Below are 17,294 nucleotides of genomic sequence, written 5' to 3' on the forward strand. Positions count from 1 at the left end.
CGATCAGTGACCACGCTCTTCACCCCCGGGCCGACGCTCTACGCGGTCGTCGTCGGCCTGGTCCTCGCGGGCGCCGCCGTCGCCGGGCTCGCCAGGCTCGGGCACGGCTGGGCGGTCGTCACCGCCGGGGTGCGGGCGGGCCTCCAGCTCGGCGCGGTCGCCCTGGTGATCACCCAGGTGGCGACGCGCCTGTGGGCGACGCTCCTGTTCATCGCCGCGATGTACGCGGTGGCGGGCTGGACGGCCGCGTCGCGGCTGCGCCGGGCCCGGTGGGCGGTCCTGCCGGTCGTCGGCGGGACGGTGCCGGTCCTCCTGCTGCTGGTCGGGACGGGCCTCGTGCCGCCGCACGGGCTCGCGCTGATCCCGGTCGCCGGGATCCTGGTGGGCGGCGCGATGACCGTCACCGCGCTCGCCGGACGGCGCTGCACGGACGAGCTGGAGACGCGGCGCGGCGAGGTGGAGGCCGCGCTCGCGCTGGGCTTCTCCGACCGCCAGGCGGCCCTTGAGGTGTGCCGTCCGGCCGCCTCGACCTCCCTGATCCCCGCGCTCGACCAGACCCGCACGGTCGGCCTGGTGACGCTGCCGGGCGCGTTCGTCGGGATGCTGCTGGGCGGGGCCAGCCCGACCCAGGCGGCGATCGTGCAGATGGTCGTGCTCGTGGCGCTGCTGGCCGTCCAGACGGTGGCTGTGGCCCTGACGACCGAGTTCGTCGTCCGCGCCGCCGGAAAGTGATCGGAAAGCGCCGTCATCGTGTGCTTGATGGCCGGGAAAAGTCACTGCCGAAAGTAACCGTGAATTCCGGGACCTGGGTCACGGCACACTAGGGCCGGACGTCCCGCAGTCAATGGGGAGGCGCGCCGCGTTAAAGCTCGGGGAAAACGAAGAGCGCGCCCAGCGGTGTGCTGGGCGCGCTCGTCGGCGGTCGTGCGGTGGGTCTTCGGCGGGGGCTTGCGGCGTGCTCCCGGCGCCGCATCAGGAGCCGAAGGCGGTGCACTCGACCTCGGCGCGGCGCTCGGTCATGCCCTGCGCGACGGAGGTGGTGACGCACTGTTCCTGCTGCTGGGTGAGGTTGAGGGTGCCGCAGACCGAGACGCTGGAGTAGGTGCGGCAGTCGGCCTGGGCGGCGGTGGAGGCGACGGCGGCGGGGGCGGCGAGTCCGCTGAGGGCGAGGGTCGCGGCGGCGACCAGCGGCATGACCTTCATGGTGGGGTTTCCTCTCACTTCTTTTTTCCGACACCCCCAACTTATGTCGCTATTTGGGGTGAAAGAGGGGGGATTGGCGATTCATTGCCGACGCTTGGGACTGCCCGTGGCGCCCGTCACCATCCGTGGTCCCGAATACCCCCGAAAACCCCGGAAAACCCTGGAAAAAGGTCAGGACACGGCGAAGGGGCGGAACCCCGTTCCGGGCCCGCCCCTTCCGCGCGCGTTTCCCCGCGTTTACTTCCGCTTGCCGTACCGGCGCTGGAACTGCTCGATCCGGCCCGCCGTGTCGATCGTGCGGCCACGTCCCGTGTAGAACGGGTGGCTCGCCGACGAGACGTCCACGTCGATGACGGGGTAGGTCTTCCCGTCCGTCCACTCGATCGTCTTGTCGCTGGTCGCCGTCGAACGCGTCAGGAAAGCGAAATCGACGCTCTTGTCGCGGAAGACCACCGGACCGTAAGCCGGATGGATGTCCTTCCTCATGGGTCACCGCTCCTCTCCGTAGCCGGGTGTGCCCGCGCGGTCGGGGCCCCGACGGGGACGATTATCGTCCCGGACCCCGCCCACGCCCCCGACAACACGACGGGACGGCCCGCCATTCCCGGCTCCGGGGCCAACGCCACGCCGTCCGGGACCTAGGGCCGCAGACGGACGGCCCCTCGACGATCTACCTTCGAGACATGACGGAGATCAAGGGTCGGAACAGGGTCGTGGTCGGCGTCGACGGGCTCGAGCCCGCCTTCGACGCGGTGGAACTCGCCGCTCGGCAGGCGGCACGGTACGGACGTGACCTACGGATCGTCTCGGTCGTCGCCCCCTGGGTGCTCGAAGACGACGCGGCGTTGGCCGAGGTACGGGCCTGGATGTTCGAGGGCTGTGACCAGACCCTCGACAAGGCGGCGGCGCGGGCGCGGGAGATCGCCCCCGACGTCGTCATCGAACGGGCCCTGCTGGGCGGGGCGGCGGCCAAGGTCCTGACCGGGGAGAGCGAGCACGCCGACCTCCTTGTGCTCGGCGGCCGTGGCCTGGGCCGGGCCGCCGCCGTCGCGCTCGGCTCGGTGTCGCTCCAGGTCGCCTCACACGCGCGTTGCCCGGTGATCTCGGCGGTGCACAAGGCGAACGGCGAGGAGATCGTCGTAGGCGTCGACACCGGGGAGACCGCACAGGCGGCGCTCGCGTTCGCGTTCGAGGAGGCCGCGCGTAGGGGAGTCCGCGTCCACGCCGTCCATGCCTGGCTGCACCCGGTGGCGACATACCCGGGCGACATACTGCCCGTCGTCTACGACAGCGAGATCGTAGGAGAGGACGAGGAGCGGGTGCTCGCCGAGGCGCTCGCCGGATGGCAGGAGAAGTACCCGGACGTCGAGGTCACGCGCAGCGTCGTGCACGGCAAGGCTGCCCACGCCCTCGCGGGCATGTCGGAGGGCGCGGGCCTGCTCGTCGTCGGCACCCGTGGCCGGGGCGGGTTCGCCGGGCTGCTGCTCGGCTCGGTCAGCCACGCGCTGCTGCACCGGGCGCGCTGCCCCGTGGCCGTCGTGCCGAACCCCTGAGCGGCGCCTAGCGGCCCCGGAACGCGTCCTTGAACGCGATCCGGCCGCCGGTGTGCAGGACCGAGTGTCGGTAGACCCGGCCCGACACCCACACCAGCAGCGCGATCGTCAGCAGCGCGGGCACGAGCGCGGCGAGCTGCTCCCACCAGGCGGCGCCCAGCACGTCGCGGACCGGCATGAGGATCGGCGAGAAGAACGGCAGGTAGGAGGCGGCGCGGGCGGCGGTGCCGTGCGGATCGGCGGGCAGCAGGACAAAGGCCATCATGTAGGCAAGGATCAGGAGGATCTGGATCGGCGCGGTCACCCCGCCGATCTCCTCCTGCCGCGACACCGTCGTCGCCGCCGCCGCGTACAGCAGCGAGTAGATCGCGTAACCGACCAGGAACCAGACGATCGACCAGGCGGCGGTGCCCAGCACGTCGCCGGTGGACAGGTCGAACGCGCCGGTCGCGACCTGCGCGACCACGCCCGCCGCGATCACCAGGCCCATCTGGAGGAGCCCGACGATCCCGAGCCCGACCACCTTGCCCGCCATCAGCCGCCACGGCCGCACCGCGCTCAGCAGCAGCTCCACCACACGGCTCGCCTTCTCCTCCACCACCCCCTGGGCGACGAGGAGGCCGGACGTCTGGAGCACGATGAACAGGATCACCGCCATACCGATGGACAGGGCGAGCCGCTTCTCCAGCCCGTCCTCCGCGCCCTCCAGCGACACCACAGGCACGTCGGCCGCTGCCACCGCCGCGTGCAGCGGGCCCGGATCGACGTCGGCGCGGGCCAGCTCCGCGTCCAGCGCCGCCTGACGGGCCAGCGCCACGAGCGTGACGCGCAGCGTGTCGTCAGCGGAGGACTTCACCACAAGACGCAGAGGGGCGTCCAGGACAAGCGCGTCAAGGTCGCCGTCCCGCACCCGCCGCTCGCCTTCGGCCCGCGAAGGCACGGTGACAGCCTCGATCGACCCCTCGGGCGACACCGACGTCACCAGCCGCGCCGTCTCCGCGCTGACGAACCCGACGTCCTGCGCGGACGAGCCGCCCAGCAGCTTCGCCAGCACCAGCAGGCCCGCGACCAGGACCATCATCAGCGCGGTGACGACGACGAACATCCGGGACCTGATCCGCGCCAGCTCGCGCCGCGCGACAAGCCACACCTCGGCCAGCGGGTTCACGCCGCCGCCTCCTTCGGGGTCTCGCCCGCGACGACGTCGCGGAACAGGTCGGTCAGGCTCGGGCGGCGCCACGCGAACTCGGTGACGCGGCCCGCCTCCAGCGCCGCCCGCAGCAGCGCCTGCTCGTCCGCGCCGGGCTCCAACGCGAACACGTCGCCCTCCGCGACGACGCCGGGGACGGCGTCGGCCCAGCCGGGCGCCGCGCCCTCGACCCGGCACACGAGCTTCGCCTCGCCGCCGGAGCGCAGCTCGTCGACGGAGCCGTCGGCGACGAGCCTGCCGTCGCGGACGATCCCGACCCTGTCGCACAGCCGTTCCACCAGGTCGAGCTGGTGGCTGGAGAACACCACGGGCGCACCCTCGGCGGCGCGCTCCCTGAGCACGTCGCTCATCACGTCGACGGCGACCGGGTCCAGGCCGGAGAACGGCTCGTCCAGCACCAGCAGGCGCGGGCCGTGCACCAGCGCGGCCGCTAGCTGGACGCGCTGCTGGTTGCCCAGGCTGAGCTTCTGGACCTCCTCGCCCGCCCGCGCCGCGACACCCAGCCGCTCCAGCCACACGTCGGTGGACTTACGCGCGTCGTTGGCCGACAGCCCCCGGAGCCGTGCGAGGTAGACCAACTGCTCACGGACCTTCATCTTCGGGTAGAGGCCGCGCTCCTCAGGCATGTACCCGATGGTCCTGCGCACGGAGTCGTCCAAAGGCGCGCCGTCGTAGCGGACCTCCCCGGAGTCCGCCGCGAGCACGCCCAGGATGATCCGCATCGCGGTGGTCTTGCCTGCGCCGTTGCTCCCGACAAAGCCGAACAGCTCGCCGGACCGCACCCGGAAGCTCAGGCCGTCGAGCGCGCGGCGGTCACCGTAGCTCTTGGTGACGCTGTCGAGTTCAAGATCGCCCATATCCGGATAACTTGCCGGTAAAAGCGACATCTGTAAAGCGGATGGTCCAAAATCTGATTTTCAGACAGGCTGTCGCGGGGCGGGCACGGTCGGCGTCCGGTCCTGGCGGGCGGCGGACCAGGCGGCCAGCGCCGTCGTGAGGGGCACCGCCGCGATGAGGCCGAGCGTCCCGGCGACGCTGCGGACGATCTCCTGCGCGACGACCGGGTTCGTGAGCACGTCGCCCACCGACTGGTCGCCGATCCGGAACAGCAGCAGCAGCGGCAGCGACGCGCCCGCGTACGCCAGCACGATCGTGTTGATCACCGACGCGATGTGCGCCCTGCCGACCCGCGCGCCCGCCCGGTACAGCTCGCCGAACCCGTACGCCGGGTTCGCCACCGCCAGTTCCTTGACCGTCGCCGACTGGGTGACCGTGACGTCGTCCAGCACGCCCAGCGAACCGATGACGATGCTCGCCAGCAGCAGGCCCTGCGTGTTGATCGCGTAATCGTGGTCCAGGTAGAACGAGCTCTCGTCGGTGATCCCATTGAGGTGCGCCAGCGTGATCGCGGCCATCGCAAGCAGGCCGGTGAGAGCGAGGCTCGCCAGGGTGCCGATGACGGCGATCGTCACCGTCGGGGTGAACCCGTGCGTCAGGTACAGGACGGTGAGGATGATCGCCGCCGCGCACACGATCGCCGCGAGCATCGGCGGACGGCCGTCGAGGATCGCCGGGATCAGGAACAGCACCAGCAGCGTGAACGTGATCGCCAGCCCGGCCAGCGCCGCCAGGCCACGCCAGCGGCCGAACGCGACGACCGCCAGCACGAACGCGGCGGCGATGATCCAGAGCGGGTCGGTGCGGTCGTGGTCGGACAGTTGGAACCGCTCGATGCCCTCCGCGCCCGGCGTCTCGATCACCATGACGTCGTCGCCGCGCTCGTAGACGTGCGAACCGGGGCCGCTCGGCAGCGCCACCGTGGCGTACTGGCCCTCGCGCGGGCCGGAGGTGAACTTGAGCGTCGCGGTGCCGCAGCGGCGCGGATCCGGGGGCTGGGCGGCGGGGGAGTCGCCGAGGTCCAGTGGGGCCTCGGGCGCGGCGTTCTGGCACGGGCCCAGCTTGACCGCGATCACGCTCGCCTGGACGCGGGTCAGCGAACCCGTCTCGGGGCCGTCGTCCGCCGCGCCGGACGGCCACAGCCACACCAGCGCCGCGAGCGTCATCAGGGCGAGCGGGACGATCAGCGCCAGCGCCCACCGGACCGTGCCCGGCGCCTCCGGAACGGCCGTCCCGTGCCGGTGCCCTGCGCCCATCCGTGCTCCTCACCACGCCTGCCCGATCGCGTCACGGCAGGCTACCGCGCCTCGGGGCGCGTCATGTCGGCCCCGTGCCGGTGCCCTGCGCCCATCCGTGCTCCTCACCACGCCTGCCCGATCGCGTCACGGCAGGCTACCGCGCCTCGGGGCGCGTCATGTCGGCTTCGGCGGCGGGGCGTCGGCCTCGCGGCGGTGGCGGCGGATCAGCGCGACGGCCACCGAGGCGATCGGCGCGGCCAGGAACGCCCCGGCGATGCCCGCGAGGGTGCCGCCGAGCGCGATCACCAGGAGGATGACGGCGCCGGGCAGCTCCAGCGCCCTGCCGTAGATCTGCGGGGCGAGGACATGGCCCTCCAGCTGCTGGACGGCGATCGTCACCGCGACGACGATCAGCGCGACCACCCAGCCCTTTGCGACAAAGGCGACGATCGCGGCGAGGAACCCCGCCAGGAACGCGCCGATGAGGGGGAGGAACGCGCCTATCCAGGTCAGAACCGCCAGGGGCACCGCGATCGGGACACCGAGGATCCACAGGGAGAGGCCGATGAAGAAGCCGTCGACGAAGCCGACGATCGCGACGCCACGGACATACCTCCCCATGACGTCGAAGACGACCTCCGCGCCGTCATGGATGCGGGCCCGCACCGAAGGCGGCGCGAGCTCGGCGAACCAGCCGACGAGGCGTGTCCCGCCGTGCGTGAAGTAGATCGCCAGCACAAACGCCAGGACCGCGCCGACGATCACCTCGCCCGTCGCGATCACCCCGGTGAGGGCGCCGCCCGCGATGTTGCCCGAATGCCCGGCCACCCACTCGCGGGCCTGCCGGTTGAGATCGGCGATGCGCTGCGCGTCCAGGCCGAGGCGGCCGGCGAGATCCTGCAGGGTGGTGACGAACGCCTCGAAGCTGTCGGCGAGCTGCGCGAACCCGCTGACCGTCGGCGGCACGAGCAGCAGCACCAGGGTCGTCGCGGCGAGGATGAGCGCCAGCCAGACGACGGCCGTGGCCAGCGCCGGACTCATCCCCCGCTGGATCAGCCGGTTCGTCGGCGGGATCGTCACGGAGGCGATGAGCACGGCGATGACGACGGGGATCGCCACCGTCTTGACCTGCCACACCGCCCAGACCGCCGCCCCGGCCAGCACCACCACAAGCACCCGGTACGCCACCCGCACCGTACGATCCCGCAACCGCGGATCAAGATCCCCCACCCCCCGAACCTCCCCACCCCCCACCCCCACCCAAACCGGACCCGCGCGGACGTGGGGGCGGGGGCGCGGGGTCAGCTCGGGGATCGGCGGACGAGAACCGTCGAGTCGTGGCGGGTGCCTTTCCCGCCGTCCGGGCGGAACACCTCCTTCATGTGTTCCTCCGCGACGAGGACCTCCCACCCGTCGGACAGGTGGAGCTCCTCCACCACCTGGGCGGGGGTGGGGAAGTCCACTTCGTGCTCGTGCCGCTCGCCCTCGTGCCAGCTCGGGTACCCCGCGTGGCCCACGATGAGCAGCCTTCCGCCCGGCGCGACGGCCCCGGCCGCCTTCCGCAGGATCTCCTCCCGTGGGATGTCCACGAACGAGTGGAAGAACATCGCCGTCACCAGGTCGTACCGTCCCTCGGGGAACGACTCGGCGAGGTCGTGCCGCTGGAAGTCCACCTCGACCCCGGCCTCCCGCGCGTGCTGACCGGCCCTTTCCAGGGCCACCGACGAGATGTCCGTCGCCGTCACCCGCCAGCCCTGCCGGGCCAACCAGACGGCGTCAGCCCCCTCGCCACACCCGAGCTCCAACGCCGTCCCGGCCTCGACCCCCGCGACCTCCTCGACCAGAACCCGATTCGGCTCGCCACTCCAGACCTTCTCCCGCTCCCGATACCTCTCATCCCAATGCCACTCACTAGATCCCATAACCACCACAACAACCCCTCCCTCTCTTCTCCGTCTCTCGGACCCCCCAAGGATCCCCACCCACCGCCAATCCGCCAAACCCCTTTGCCATCCCGGCAAACCCCGGATCGGCCGGGGCAGCCAGGTGCGGGAGCGTTCGCCCAGGTAGCCCTTGTGGGTTCTGCGGTTCCCTCAACCGCGCTCGACCGCACGGCGTCGCCGAGTCGCGGTGCGGAGCGCGGTCACGGCCTCGGCGCCCGCCGCCGCGTCGGCGACCCGGATCGCCCTCCGGCGCCCGTCCCGCAACGTGAGCACAAGGCGCTGACGCCCCCGCCGCGACGGCCCTTCAACGTGCGCCGCCGCGATCGCCTCCAGCCGGTACCGCCGCCACGGCACCCCCCACACCCCGTACGCGAACACCACACCGTCCCGCGAGGCCCGCACCCGCGCCGACCCCACCGCGAGCCCCACCACACCGAGCACCAGAAACCCCCACCTTTCCTCCCAGCCGGACTCCACCCCGAGCCGCGCCCCCACCTCCAACACCACCAGCGCCAGCCCCACCACAAGAACCCCGCGCTCCTCCCGCCCGGAAGCCCACTCCGTCTCCGCCCGCTGATGCCTCCCCACCCCACCGGCCCACCGGTCGCCGACAGCACCCGCGCCGCGCCGGGTTCCGGAGGCGGTGACGGCGGTGGCCAGGAGGAGGGCGCAGGCCAGGGAGGCCAGGCCGTGGGGGTTGGCGGCTTCGGGGCCGTGGTGGTTGGCGTGGAGGGTGAGCAGTTGGGCGGTCGGGACGAGGAGGGCCAGGGACCAGGTGGCGAGGGGGGAGTGGGCGTAGAGGGCCGGGGTGAGGCAGGCGGCCAGGGGGAGGGCCAGGAAGAGGGGGCGGGGGACGGTGTGGAGGGGGGAGCCCGAGGCGTCCCAGACGACGACGGGTTCGGCGGGCAGGCTCGGCCACCAGAGGAGGGTGAGGGTGAGGACGGCGGCGGCGGAGAGGAGGACGGCGGCGGTCGGGTGGGAGCGGGGGGCGGCCTGGCGCAAGGGGGTCCTTGGAGTGGGATGAACGGGGTGGGAAGTGATGTTGAGGGAAGAAGTATGCCGAAAGGTGGAGTGATCTCTCTCGGGGGGATTCATGGGCGACTATGGGCACGACCTGCTGTTCGGGGCGTTTCTGACGCCGGGGAACGAGGATCCGCGCGGTGTTGTCGAGCTCGCGGTGCATGCGGAGCGGGTGGGGCTTGACCTTGTGACGTTCCAGGATCATCCGTACCAGCCGGGCTTTCTCGACACGTGGACGCTGCTGTCGTATGTCGCGGCCCGGACGGAACGCGTCCATCTGTCGGGGAACGTGGTGAACCTTCCGCTACGTCCGCCTGCGGTGCTGGCCCGTGCCGCCGCCTCGCTCGACCTGCTGTCGGACGGCCGCTTTGAACTCGGCCTGGGCGCCGGAGGGTTCTGGGCGGCGATCGAGGCGATGGGCGGACCCGTCCGCGCGCCCAGGGAGGCCGTCACCGCGCTGTCGGAGGCGATCGACATCATCCGTGGCGTGTGGGACGCCTCCACGAAGGAGCGGCTGCGCGTCGAAGGCGAGCACTACAGGGTGGACGGCGTCCGTCGTGGTCCGGCGCCAGCGCACGACATCGGGATCTGGCTGGGCGCCTACAAGCCTCGGATGCTTCGCCTCATCGGGGAGAAGGCCGACGGTTGGCTTCCGTCGCTGCCCTACCTGACGAACGGCCTTGACGACCTGGAGGCGGGCAACGGCGTCATCGACGAGGCGGCCACTGTCGCGGGGCGTGATCCCCGAGCCGTTCGGCGGCTGCTGAACGTCACCGGGGAGTTCGCGGCGACCCCGTCCGGCCTGCTGTCCGGGCCGCCCGCCCACTGGGCCGAGCAGCTCGCCGCCATCACGCTCGACTACGGCGTCTCGGCTTACATCCTCATGTCCGACAGCCCCGCCACCCTGACGACCTTCGCCGAGGAGGTGGCCCCGGCGACCCGCGCCCTCGTCGCCCAGGAGCGCCCTTAGACAGTTTCGCGCCCGGCGGTTGTGACGTCTCAGCGTCCACACCTACCGGGCGTGGCCTCCACGATGCGCGCTTGAGGGTCTTCGGTGGCCCCCTCTTCGCGGTGGTATGTCCATAATATCGCTCCCTGCGGCGGCCTCATTAACCCCAATTCCCCAAGTCGGCAATAAAACCCCCAAATAGCTACACTCTCCACTAATCTCCCCTTGTCGTCGTGTGGAGCCGAACTCGGCGTGCGTCGCGGCTCCGTGGCGCAAGGGGCTTTGGTGGGATTTCAGGGGAATGTTCGGTGGCTTTCTGGTGGGGTGAGGGGGTGCGATGCGGGGTTATGTAGCGGTTTGGTGAACCGGTGGGTGGGGGGCGGGAAGGGGGTTTACGCTCGGGCGCGAGTGGGTTTCGGGGGATTGTGCAGCTTCAGGGATTCGGCGAAGGGTGCGGTCTTTTGCTAGGTGACGAGAGGGTCGGGCTCGGCCCGGCCGAAGACGTGCGGGTCGAGGGCGCGGAGAGCACCGCCGACGGGGTGCTGGACATCCTGCGCGGGGTGCTGCCCGGGTCGGTCGAAGGGGCGCGGCGTGTCCTCGCCGCGCTGCAAGGCGGAGCCCGGCCTGACGATCCGGACCTCGCGTCGCTCTCCGACGTGGTCGCGGCCTTCGACGCCGCCGTGCGCGCGCTGCCCGGGACGTCGCCCACGCTCGCCGACCTCGAAGCGGCCGCCAAGGCCGCGGCCGAGCGCCGCCGGGTGGCGGTCCTGACGACCCTCACCGGGCCGTCCCGCTACGCCGACCTGCTCGCGGAGATCGCCACCTCCGCCGCCGAAGGCCCCACCGAAGCCCTCCTCCTCCTGTGCGACCTCCTGGACGCCGCCGCCACCCCGCACCCCGACGAGGACACCCTCGTCGCCCAGACCGAAACCACCTGGCCCACCTCCTGGCACCGCCTCCTCTGGCCCATCTCCCGCCAGACCATCACCCCCCAAAACCCCCCACAGCCCTCAGTCACGCCAACTCCGGCCGAGCCGACCCCCACAGAGCCCACCACCGCAGAGCCCACAGCCGCCGAGACGGCTCCCGCCGAGCCCGAGGAACCCGCCACTGCGGAGCCCTCCCCGGCCGAGCCCGCAGCCGATGAGACGGCTCCCGCCGAGCCCGAGCCGCTCGCCCCAGCGGAGCCCGCCCCGGCCGAGCCCGCAGCTGAGGAGACGGCTCCCGCTGAGCCCGAGGAACTTGCCCCGGCGGAGCCCGCCACGGCAGAGCCCACGGCCGACGAGCAGGCTCCTGCTGAGCCCGAGGTGCTCGCTGTGGCGGAGTCCGCCCCGGCGGAGCCCGAAGCTGACGAGACGGCCGAGTCCGAGTCGCGTGACGCGGCGGGTGGGGAAGCGGCTCCGGGTGAGCCCGAAAGCGCCGCTGTGCTCGCGGAAGGCGACGCGGCTGCTGAGGCTGAGCCGCAGGCTGCGGCTGAGGACCTTGGTCAGCCGAGTGGTGAAGATGGGCAGCCGGAAGGCGCGGATGAGGAGGCCGCGTCCGTGGCGCCGGTCGAGGGGGACGTGGCGCAGGGCGTCGCCGATGCCGTCGCCGACGCGGGTGAGGACGTGCTTTCGTCGGAGCCAGGCGAGCCGGAGGGCGGGGAAGCGGAGGGGGTTGCTCGCGCGGCTGGTGAGGTTGTTGAGGTGGATGGGGTTGAGGGTGGCGTTGGGGCTGGGGCGTTGGGTGGGGTTGGGGAGATGGCGGGGGTGGTTGTGGTGCGGGGGTCGCGGGCGCTCGGGGTGGAGGCCGTGGCCGGGGAGTTGGAGGAGGAAGGGGCGCGGTCGGGGATCGTGGTGCGCAGGGTCGGGCATCGCGGCGTCGGGGAGGCGGTCGGGCTCGTCGGCGACGGCGGGATCGTCGTGGTGGACCTCGGGGACGTCAGGACGGTCGAGAAGGCACGTGCGGGCCTGGCGCGGGCCGTCGCGGCAGGACAGGACGGGAGCGGCGTCGTCGTGCTCGTGCCGCCCCGCCACGCGGCGCTGTGGCACGGCCTGCCGGAGGGCGTGCGGCGGCTCGCGCTGCGCCCCAGGGACGCCGCCGACGTGCGCGCCGAGTACCCGGTGCTGGTCGAACGGCCCGGCGCCGACGCCGCCGTCTGGCTCACCGGCGGGTGGCCGCCGCTGCTCGACGCGCTCGCCAGGGCCGTCACCGAGGGCACGGACGAACTGGAGACCGTGTGCGCGCGGTACGTCCGTGAGGAGCCGCTGGAGTTCGTCGGCGCCGCTGGCCTGCTCGACGACCCGGTGATCACCGCCGCGTGGACGGTCCTCGCCCAGCAGGACGAGCGCGGCCCGGCCCCCGACCTCGTCGTCTGGCTGGAGGTCGCGGGCGAGTCCGACCACCCGGCCCTCGGGCGCACCGCCCTCGCCGACGCCGGATACGCCTCCCACGCCGACCTGGTGGAGGCACTCCGCCTCCTGGCCGCCCTACGCGCCGAGGACGACGACCCGAAGGCCGTCCTACGCTGCGACCCCTTCCTCACAGCCGCCTGGACAGCACTCAACACCCAGTAAGCACGTGTTTATTGGCCCGGGGGCCCGGGCGCTTTACAAGCCCGGCGCCGCCCCTTCGGCCCTGGGGGCCTACGGGGCGACCCCGGGAGCGCCCGACCCCCGGGCTGTGTCAGCGGGTTGTCTGGCGGCGGGAGTGGACCCAGGGGTCGGTCAGCAGGAGGTGGCGGGGGGCGACCGTGTTGAGTTCGTAGATGGCGTCCATCATCGCTTTGACCTGTGGTGGGGTCTCGCGGAGTTGGGCGTCGAAGACCGCGTCCTCGTCGGTGTGGTAGAGGATGTGCGTGTAGCCGTCGTCCGGGTGGAACGCGAGGGTGGAGCCCAGGAGGTCCGTCCGGTGGGCGTACATCTGCTTCTCCATGCTGCGGAGCAGCGTGCGCATGAGCGCGGCGTCCTTGACGCGTCCCTGGACGATCTCGATGTAACGCGCCGTGTCGATGGCCGACGGGTCAGGTGCGAAGACCTCGACCTCGCGGCAGTTGATGAACCGCGCCTCGCCCGCGAGCCCGCGTAGGGTCTCGGCCCACCAACGGCGGCGTCCGGGACGGCCGCTTTCGACCCACGCCTTCTGTTCGGATTCGAACCGCTCGGCGCTGATCCAGACGCCGTCCTCGGTGACGCCCGAGGTGCAGCCGAGCCATCCGACCGAGGTGGAGCCCAGCTTGTCGGCCCACCGGTAGGACGCCTCGCGCAGGGTGTCCGCGTCGGCCGCGGGGGCCTCGATGAGCTGTATGAACACCACGCCTCCGTCGTGCGCATGACCTGTCACCCCCACCGTATCGAGAACCCGTAAACCCCGTCATCTCCGGGGAAACCCGTCGTGCGACCGGCCCCGGCCGCGCCGCCCGTTCTGTGACGCACGCCACCCGGATTCAAGGCCAAATCAGTATGGATTGTCGGTTGTGCCGGTGCTAGCCTCCCTCCTCACCAGCGATGATTTCATCCGAAGTCCGGTCTAATCCAACCAAGGCCGGATATGAGTGATTTGGGAGACGGGAACCATGGCCGAGACCGAGCCGGGCGTCCTCGCGCGGGTGCGTCGCGGACACGAGGAGCGCGTGCTCGGCCTACTCCGTGAGCACGGCGCGCTCAGTAGGGCCGAACTCGGCACGCTGTCCGGGCTGTCACGGTCCACCCTGTCCGACATCGTCGCCGCCCTCATCGCGCGGGCCGCCGTCGTCGTCACGACGCCCGAGAGCGCGGGCCGCAAGCGCCCGCCCGGAAGGCCCGCCGAGCTGCTCGCGCTCAACCCCGACACCGGCCAGACCCTCGGTCTCGACTTCGGCCACCGGCGCGTCCACGTGGCGATCGCCAACGCCGCCCAGGAGGTCATCGGGACGGCGGCGCTGGGCTACGCCAGGTCCACGTCGTGGCAGCGCAGGCTGGAGATCGCCTGCGGCCTCGTGGACACCCTCCGCACCGGCCTCGGCCCGCTCCAGGGCGTCGGTGTGGGCGTCGCGGGGCCCGTCGGACGGCCCGGGGAGACCCCCAGGCGCACCGAGGTCCTCATCGACGGCCTGAGCGCCCGGTTCGGCGTGCCCGTCGTCACCGACAACAACACACGGCTGGCGGCGCTCGCCGAGATGGTCAGGGGCGCGGGACGCGGCCACACCGACGTCGTCTACGCGCGCCTTTCCGACGGCGTAGGCGGCGGCATCGTCGTCGGCGGAAGGCTGCTGCGCGGGGCGGGCGGCAGCGCGGGCGAGATAGGGCACGTGCCCGTCAACCCGTCCGGGCGGTCCTGCCCTTGTGGCGGCAGGGGGTGCCTGGAGACGTTCGCCTCCGTCCCCGCCGTGGTGGCCGCGTCCGGCAAGCCCGACCTACCGTCTGCCCTCGCCGCGCTGGAAGCGGGCGACGCCGACGCGGCGGCCGCCTTCGACAGGGCGGGACGGGCGCTCGGCTTCGCGCTCGCCGCCGTCTGCAACACGGTGAGCCCGGCCCGGATCGTCATCGGCGGCGAGGTCGCCGTGCCGCGTGTGCTCGCCGCCGCCGAGGCGGCCCTGGCCACGCACCTGCCGCCCGCGCAGCGACTCCCGATCCATCCGGCCGCGCTCGGCGACGAGGTGGGCGCGCTCGGCGCCATCGCGCTCGTCACCCACGACTCGCCGCTCCTCATCGGCTACCCGCGCGGCGCCCACCGCAGAGAGGACGAAGCATGACGGTCACCCCCGTCTCCGACATTCCCGTGTTCGACCCCGAGGCCGGGGTCACCGTGCTGGCCCCCGAGCGCGACGAACCGGGCTACTGGGTCGGCTGCGCCAGCGTGCTGCAAGACGAAGGCCGCTACCTCATGACGTACCGACGCCGCCGTCCGCGCGGTGAGGCGGGCACCGAAAGGGGCTGGCGCTGCGCTATCGCGGCCAGCCACGACGGCGTCTCCTTCGACGACGTCTGGACGCTCGACAAGACAGCGTTGGGCACGCCGTCAATGGAACGTTTCAGCCTTCACCGGCGCACGGACGGCCGCTACCAGCTCTATCTCAGCTATGTGGACCCCTCCGACAACCGCTGGCGGATCGACGTCGTGGAGGCCGACGCGCCCGAGGCGTTCGACGTGACGGAGCGCCGCCCGGTCTTCACCGCGGAGGGCACCGGCACCGAGGGCGTCAAGGACCCGCGTGTGGTGCGCACCTCCGACGGCCGCCTGGTGATGCTCGTCAGCGCCGCGCAGGGCACCTTCGCCGAAGGCGGCGCAGGTGAGGCCCACGCCACCGCCGACATCTACAACACCGGCCTCTCACTCTCCGTCAGCGCGCTGGCGGAGAGCGAGGACGACGGCACCACGTGGCAGTGGAAGGGCGTCGTGTTCGAGCCCGGTGAAGGCTGGGACCGCTGGGCGGCCCGCCTCAACACCCTCGTGGAGACGGACTCAGGGTTCTTCGCCTACTACGACGGCGAATCCCACCACTCCCGCAACTACGAGGAGAAGACCGGCCTGGCGTTCTCGTCCGACCTCGTCCACTGGAGCCGCCTGTCGGCCGACGCCCCCGCCGTCACCACGCCGCACGGGAGCGGCTCGGTCCGCTATGTCGACGCCGTCCCCGACGGCCCCGCGACGCTCCGCCTCTACTACGAGGTGAGCCGCGCCGACGGCGCCCACGAGCTGCGCACCCTCACCCTGCCGAGGCCGACCCGATGAGCGCCCCCGCCGAACCCGGAGCCGCCGGGACTGGCACCGCCAGGCGGCGGAGAGCGCCCGAGGGGCCGCGGAGCCGCGTCCCGGCGGCGGCGCTCAACGCCGTCTCCCTGGCCGCCGGGGTCGGCGTGTGGGCCGCGCTCGCGGGCGCGGGGGTGCAGGGGCTCCCCGGGCCGGTCGAGGTCGCGCAGCGCGGCTGGGAGCTCGGCGCGGACGGCACGCTCGTCCAGGACGCCCTGGCGAGCCTCCGGCGGGTCTTCGTGGGGTTCGCGCTCGGCACCGCGCTCGCCGTCCCCGTGGGCTTCCTCATGGGCTGGTACGGCACCGCGCGCGGCCTGCTCGAACCGTGGGTCCAGTTCTTCAGGACGATCCCGCCGCTGGCGATCATCCCCCTGGCGATCGTGCTGCTCGGCATCGGGGAGACGCCCAAGCTCGTCGTCATCGGCCTCGGCGCGTTCCTCTCGTGTGTGATCTCGACTTTTCAGGGCGTTATAGGGGTGGACAGCACCCTCATCAACGCGGCACGCGTGCTCGGCGCCAACGACAGGGTGATCTTCGCGCGGGTCGTGGTGCCCGCCTCGTCCCCGTTCATCATCGTCGGGATGCGCGTCGGCCTCGGCTCGGCGTGGGCGACGCTCGTGGCGGCCGAGCTGATCGCGGCACAGGAGGGCCTCGGCTTCCGGATGCAGCACGCGCAGATCTACTACGACCTGCCGACGATCTTCGTTGGCCTCATCACGATCGGCGTCCTCGGCCTGCTCATGGACCGGCTGCTACTGGCCGCCGAGCGCCGCCTCACCGGATGGCAGGACCGCAGATGAACAAGATCGAGTTCCGCGGTGTCGGCAAGGTCTACCCGCTCGGCGCCGACACCGTGACCGCGCTCAGCGCCGTCGACCTGGGCCTGGCGGACGGCGAGTTCGTGACGGTCGTCGGCCCGTCCGGCTGCGGCAAGAGTACGCTGCTCGGGATCGCGGCGGGCCTGGTGGAGCCGAGCAGCGGCAGCGTCACGGTGGACGGCGGCCCCGTCACCGGGCCCGGCCCGGACCGCGGCGTCATCTTCCAGCAGTACGCGCTGTTCCCGTGGCTGACCGTGCGCGGGAACGTCGAGTTCGGGCTGAAGGTCGCCGGGATGGGCAGGGCCGAGCGTCGCGCGCGCGCAGAGAGGTACATCGGTCTCGTCGGCCTCACCGACTTCGCTGACGCCCTCCCCAAGACCCTCTCGGGCGGGATGCGCCAACGCTGCGCGATAGCCCGCGCGTACGCCGCCGACCCCCGCGTCCTCCTGATGGACGAGCCCTTCGGCGCCCTGGACGCGCTCACCCGCGTCCGTATGCAGGACCAGTTGCTCGACACGTGGAGCAGGGAGCGCCGCACCGTCCTGTTCATCACGCACGACGTGGACGAGGCCGTCTATCTGGGCAACCGGGTCGTCGTGATGGCGGCGGGCCCCGGACGCGTCCAGGAGGTCATCGACGTGGACCTCCCCTACCCGCGCACCGAACAGACACGCCTTTCCCCTGAGTTCGCCGCCCTGCGTAACCGCGTATGGCGCGCCGTCTACCACCAGCCCCCCGCGAAAGAAGGATGACC

At 72.1% G+C, this 17,294-nt stretch carries 17 protein-coding genes; 8 read left to right on the forward strand and 9 right to left on the reverse strand.

The genetic code is table 11. The annotated features are described in order from the left end of the window. Positions 1–6: 6 nt before the first annotated feature. On the forward strand, positions 7–732 hold the full coding sequence (locus tag LO762_RS06985) for an ABC transporter permease (protein WP_230613368.1): 726 nt from the start codon (positions 7–9) through the stop codon (positions 730–732). Positions 733–972: 240 nt separating this feature from the next. On the opposite strand, the gene LO762_RS06990 is transcribed toward LO762_RS06985, so the two are convergent. Further along, positions 973–1,203, reverse strand: a complete 231-nt coding sequence (locus LO762_RS06990; RefSeq protein ID WP_230613369.1) for a hypothetical protein — start codon at positions 1,201–1,203, stop codon at positions 973–975. A gap of 237 nt (positions 1,204–1,440) precedes the next feature. Then, on the reverse strand, positions 1,441–1,689 hold the full coding sequence (locus tag LO762_RS06995) for a type B 50S ribosomal protein L31 (protein ID WP_230613370.1): 249 nt from the start codon (positions 1,687–1,689) through the stop codon (positions 1,441–1,443). A gap of 197 nt (positions 1,690–1,886) precedes the next feature. Here LO762_RS06995 and LO762_RS07000 point away from each other — a divergent pair, with 197 nt between their 5' ends. Then, positions 1,887–2,756: a universal stress protein gene (locus LO762_RS07000; protein WP_230613371.1), complete on the forward strand. Its 870-nt coding sequence runs from the start codon at positions 1,887–1,889 to the stop codon at positions 2,754–2,756. A 7-nt stretch (positions 2,757–2,763) separates the two neighbouring features. Here the strand turns inward: LO762_RS07000 and LO762_RS07005 are convergent, their stop codons facing one another. The 6 genes from LO762_RS07005 to LO762_RS07030 form a co-directional block, all read right to left on the reverse strand. Beyond that, positions 2,764–3,924 carry an ABC transporter permease gene (locus tag LO762_RS07005; protein WP_230613372.1) on the reverse strand — a complete coding sequence of 387 codons (1,161 nt, stop codon included), beginning with the start codon at positions 3,922–3,924 and terminating at the stop codon, positions 2,764–2,766. Continuing rightward, positions 3,921–4,823, reverse strand: a complete 903-nt coding sequence (locus LO762_RS07010; RefSeq protein WP_230613373.1) for an ABC transporter ATP-binding protein — start codon at positions 4,821–4,823, stop codon at positions 3,921–3,923. Before LO762_RS07010 ends, LO762_RS07005 begins: the two co-directional genes overlap by 4 nt. Before the next feature lie 60 nt (positions 4,824–4,883). After that, positions 4,884–6,119, reverse strand: coding sequence for a YibE/F family protein (locus LO762_RS07015; protein ID WP_230613374.1), 1,236 nt, complete (start codon positions 6,117–6,119; stop codon positions 4,884–4,886). Positions 6,120–6,275: 156 nt separating this feature from the next. Then, a complete protein-coding gene (locus tag LO762_RS07020) occupies positions 6,276–7,310 on the reverse strand; it encodes an AI-2E family transporter (RefSeq protein ID WP_230613375.1) in 1,035 nt (344 codons plus the stop codon). 92 nt (positions 7,311–7,402) lie between these two features. Next, positions 7,403–8,023: a bifunctional 2-polyprenyl-6-hydroxyphenol methylase/3-demethylubiquinol 3-O-methyltransferase UbiG gene (locus LO762_RS07025; protein ID WP_230613376.1), complete on the reverse strand. Its 621-nt coding sequence runs from the start codon at positions 8,021–8,023 to the stop codon at positions 7,403–7,405. Between the two features lie 171 nt (positions 8,024–8,194). Beyond that, positions 8,195–9,046, reverse strand: a complete 852-nt coding sequence (locus LO762_RS07030; RefSeq protein ID WP_230613625.1) for a hypothetical protein — start codon at positions 9,044–9,046, stop codon at positions 8,195–8,197. Between the two features lie 91 nt (positions 9,047–9,137). Here LO762_RS07030 and LO762_RS07035 point away from each other — a divergent pair, with 91 nt between their 5' ends. Then, complete coding sequence (locus tag LO762_RS07035; protein ID WP_308103474.1) at positions 9,138–10,034, forward strand: LLM class flavin-dependent oxidoreductase; 897 nt, start codon at positions 9,138–9,140, stop codon at positions 10,032–10,034. 440 nt (positions 10,035–10,474) lie between these two features. Next, positions 10,475–12,568 carry a hypothetical protein gene (locus tag LO762_RS07040; protein ID WP_230613377.1) on the forward strand — a complete coding sequence of 698 codons (2,094 nt, stop codon included), beginning with the start codon at positions 10,475–10,477 and terminating at the stop codon, positions 12,566–12,568. 109 nt (positions 12,569–12,677) lie between these two features. On the opposite strand, the gene LO762_RS07045 is transcribed toward LO762_RS07040, so the two are convergent. Next, positions 12,678–13,304 (reverse strand): hypothetical protein, encoded by a 627-nt coding sequence (locus LO762_RS07045; RefSeq protein ID WP_230613378.1) that lies wholly within the window; start codon positions 13,302–13,304, stop codon positions 12,678–12,680. Between the two features lie 262 nt (positions 13,305–13,566). Between LO762_RS07045 and LO762_RS07050 the strand changes: the two genes are divergently transcribed. From LO762_RS07050 to LO762_RS07065, 4 genes are read left to right on the forward strand one after another with little or no spacing between them, the layout of a single operon-like run. Continuing rightward, positions 13,567–14,724 carry an ROK family transcriptional regulator gene (locus tag LO762_RS07050; RefSeq protein ID WP_230613379.1) on the forward strand — a complete coding sequence of 386 codons (1,158 nt, stop codon included), beginning with the start codon at positions 13,567–13,569 and terminating at the stop codon, positions 14,722–14,724. Beyond that, positions 14,721–15,704 (forward strand): hypothetical protein, encoded by a 984-nt coding sequence (locus tag LO762_RS07055; RefSeq protein WP_230613380.1) that lies wholly within the window; start codon positions 14,721–14,723, stop codon positions 15,702–15,704. Before LO762_RS07050 ends, LO762_RS07055 begins: the two co-directional genes overlap by 4 nt. Further along, positions 15,701–16,522, forward strand: coding sequence for an ABC transporter permease (locus tag LO762_RS07060; protein ID WP_230613381.1), 822 nt, complete (start codon positions 15,701–15,703; stop codon positions 16,520–16,522). Before LO762_RS07055 ends, LO762_RS07060 begins: the two co-directional genes overlap by 4 nt. Further along, complete coding sequence (locus tag LO762_RS07065; RefSeq protein WP_230613382.1) at positions 16,519–17,292, forward strand: ABC transporter ATP-binding protein; 774 nt, start codon at positions 16,519–16,521, stop codon at positions 17,290–17,292. Before LO762_RS07060 ends, LO762_RS07065 begins: the two co-directional genes overlap by 4 nt. The last annotated feature ends 2 nt before the right edge of the window (positions 17,293–17,294 follow it).

It is taken from the genome of Actinocorallia sp. API 0066, from assembly GCF_020991275.1.
Taxonomy (GTDB): Bacteria; Actinomycetota; Actinomycetes; order Streptosporangiales; family Streptosporangiaceae; genus Actinocorallia.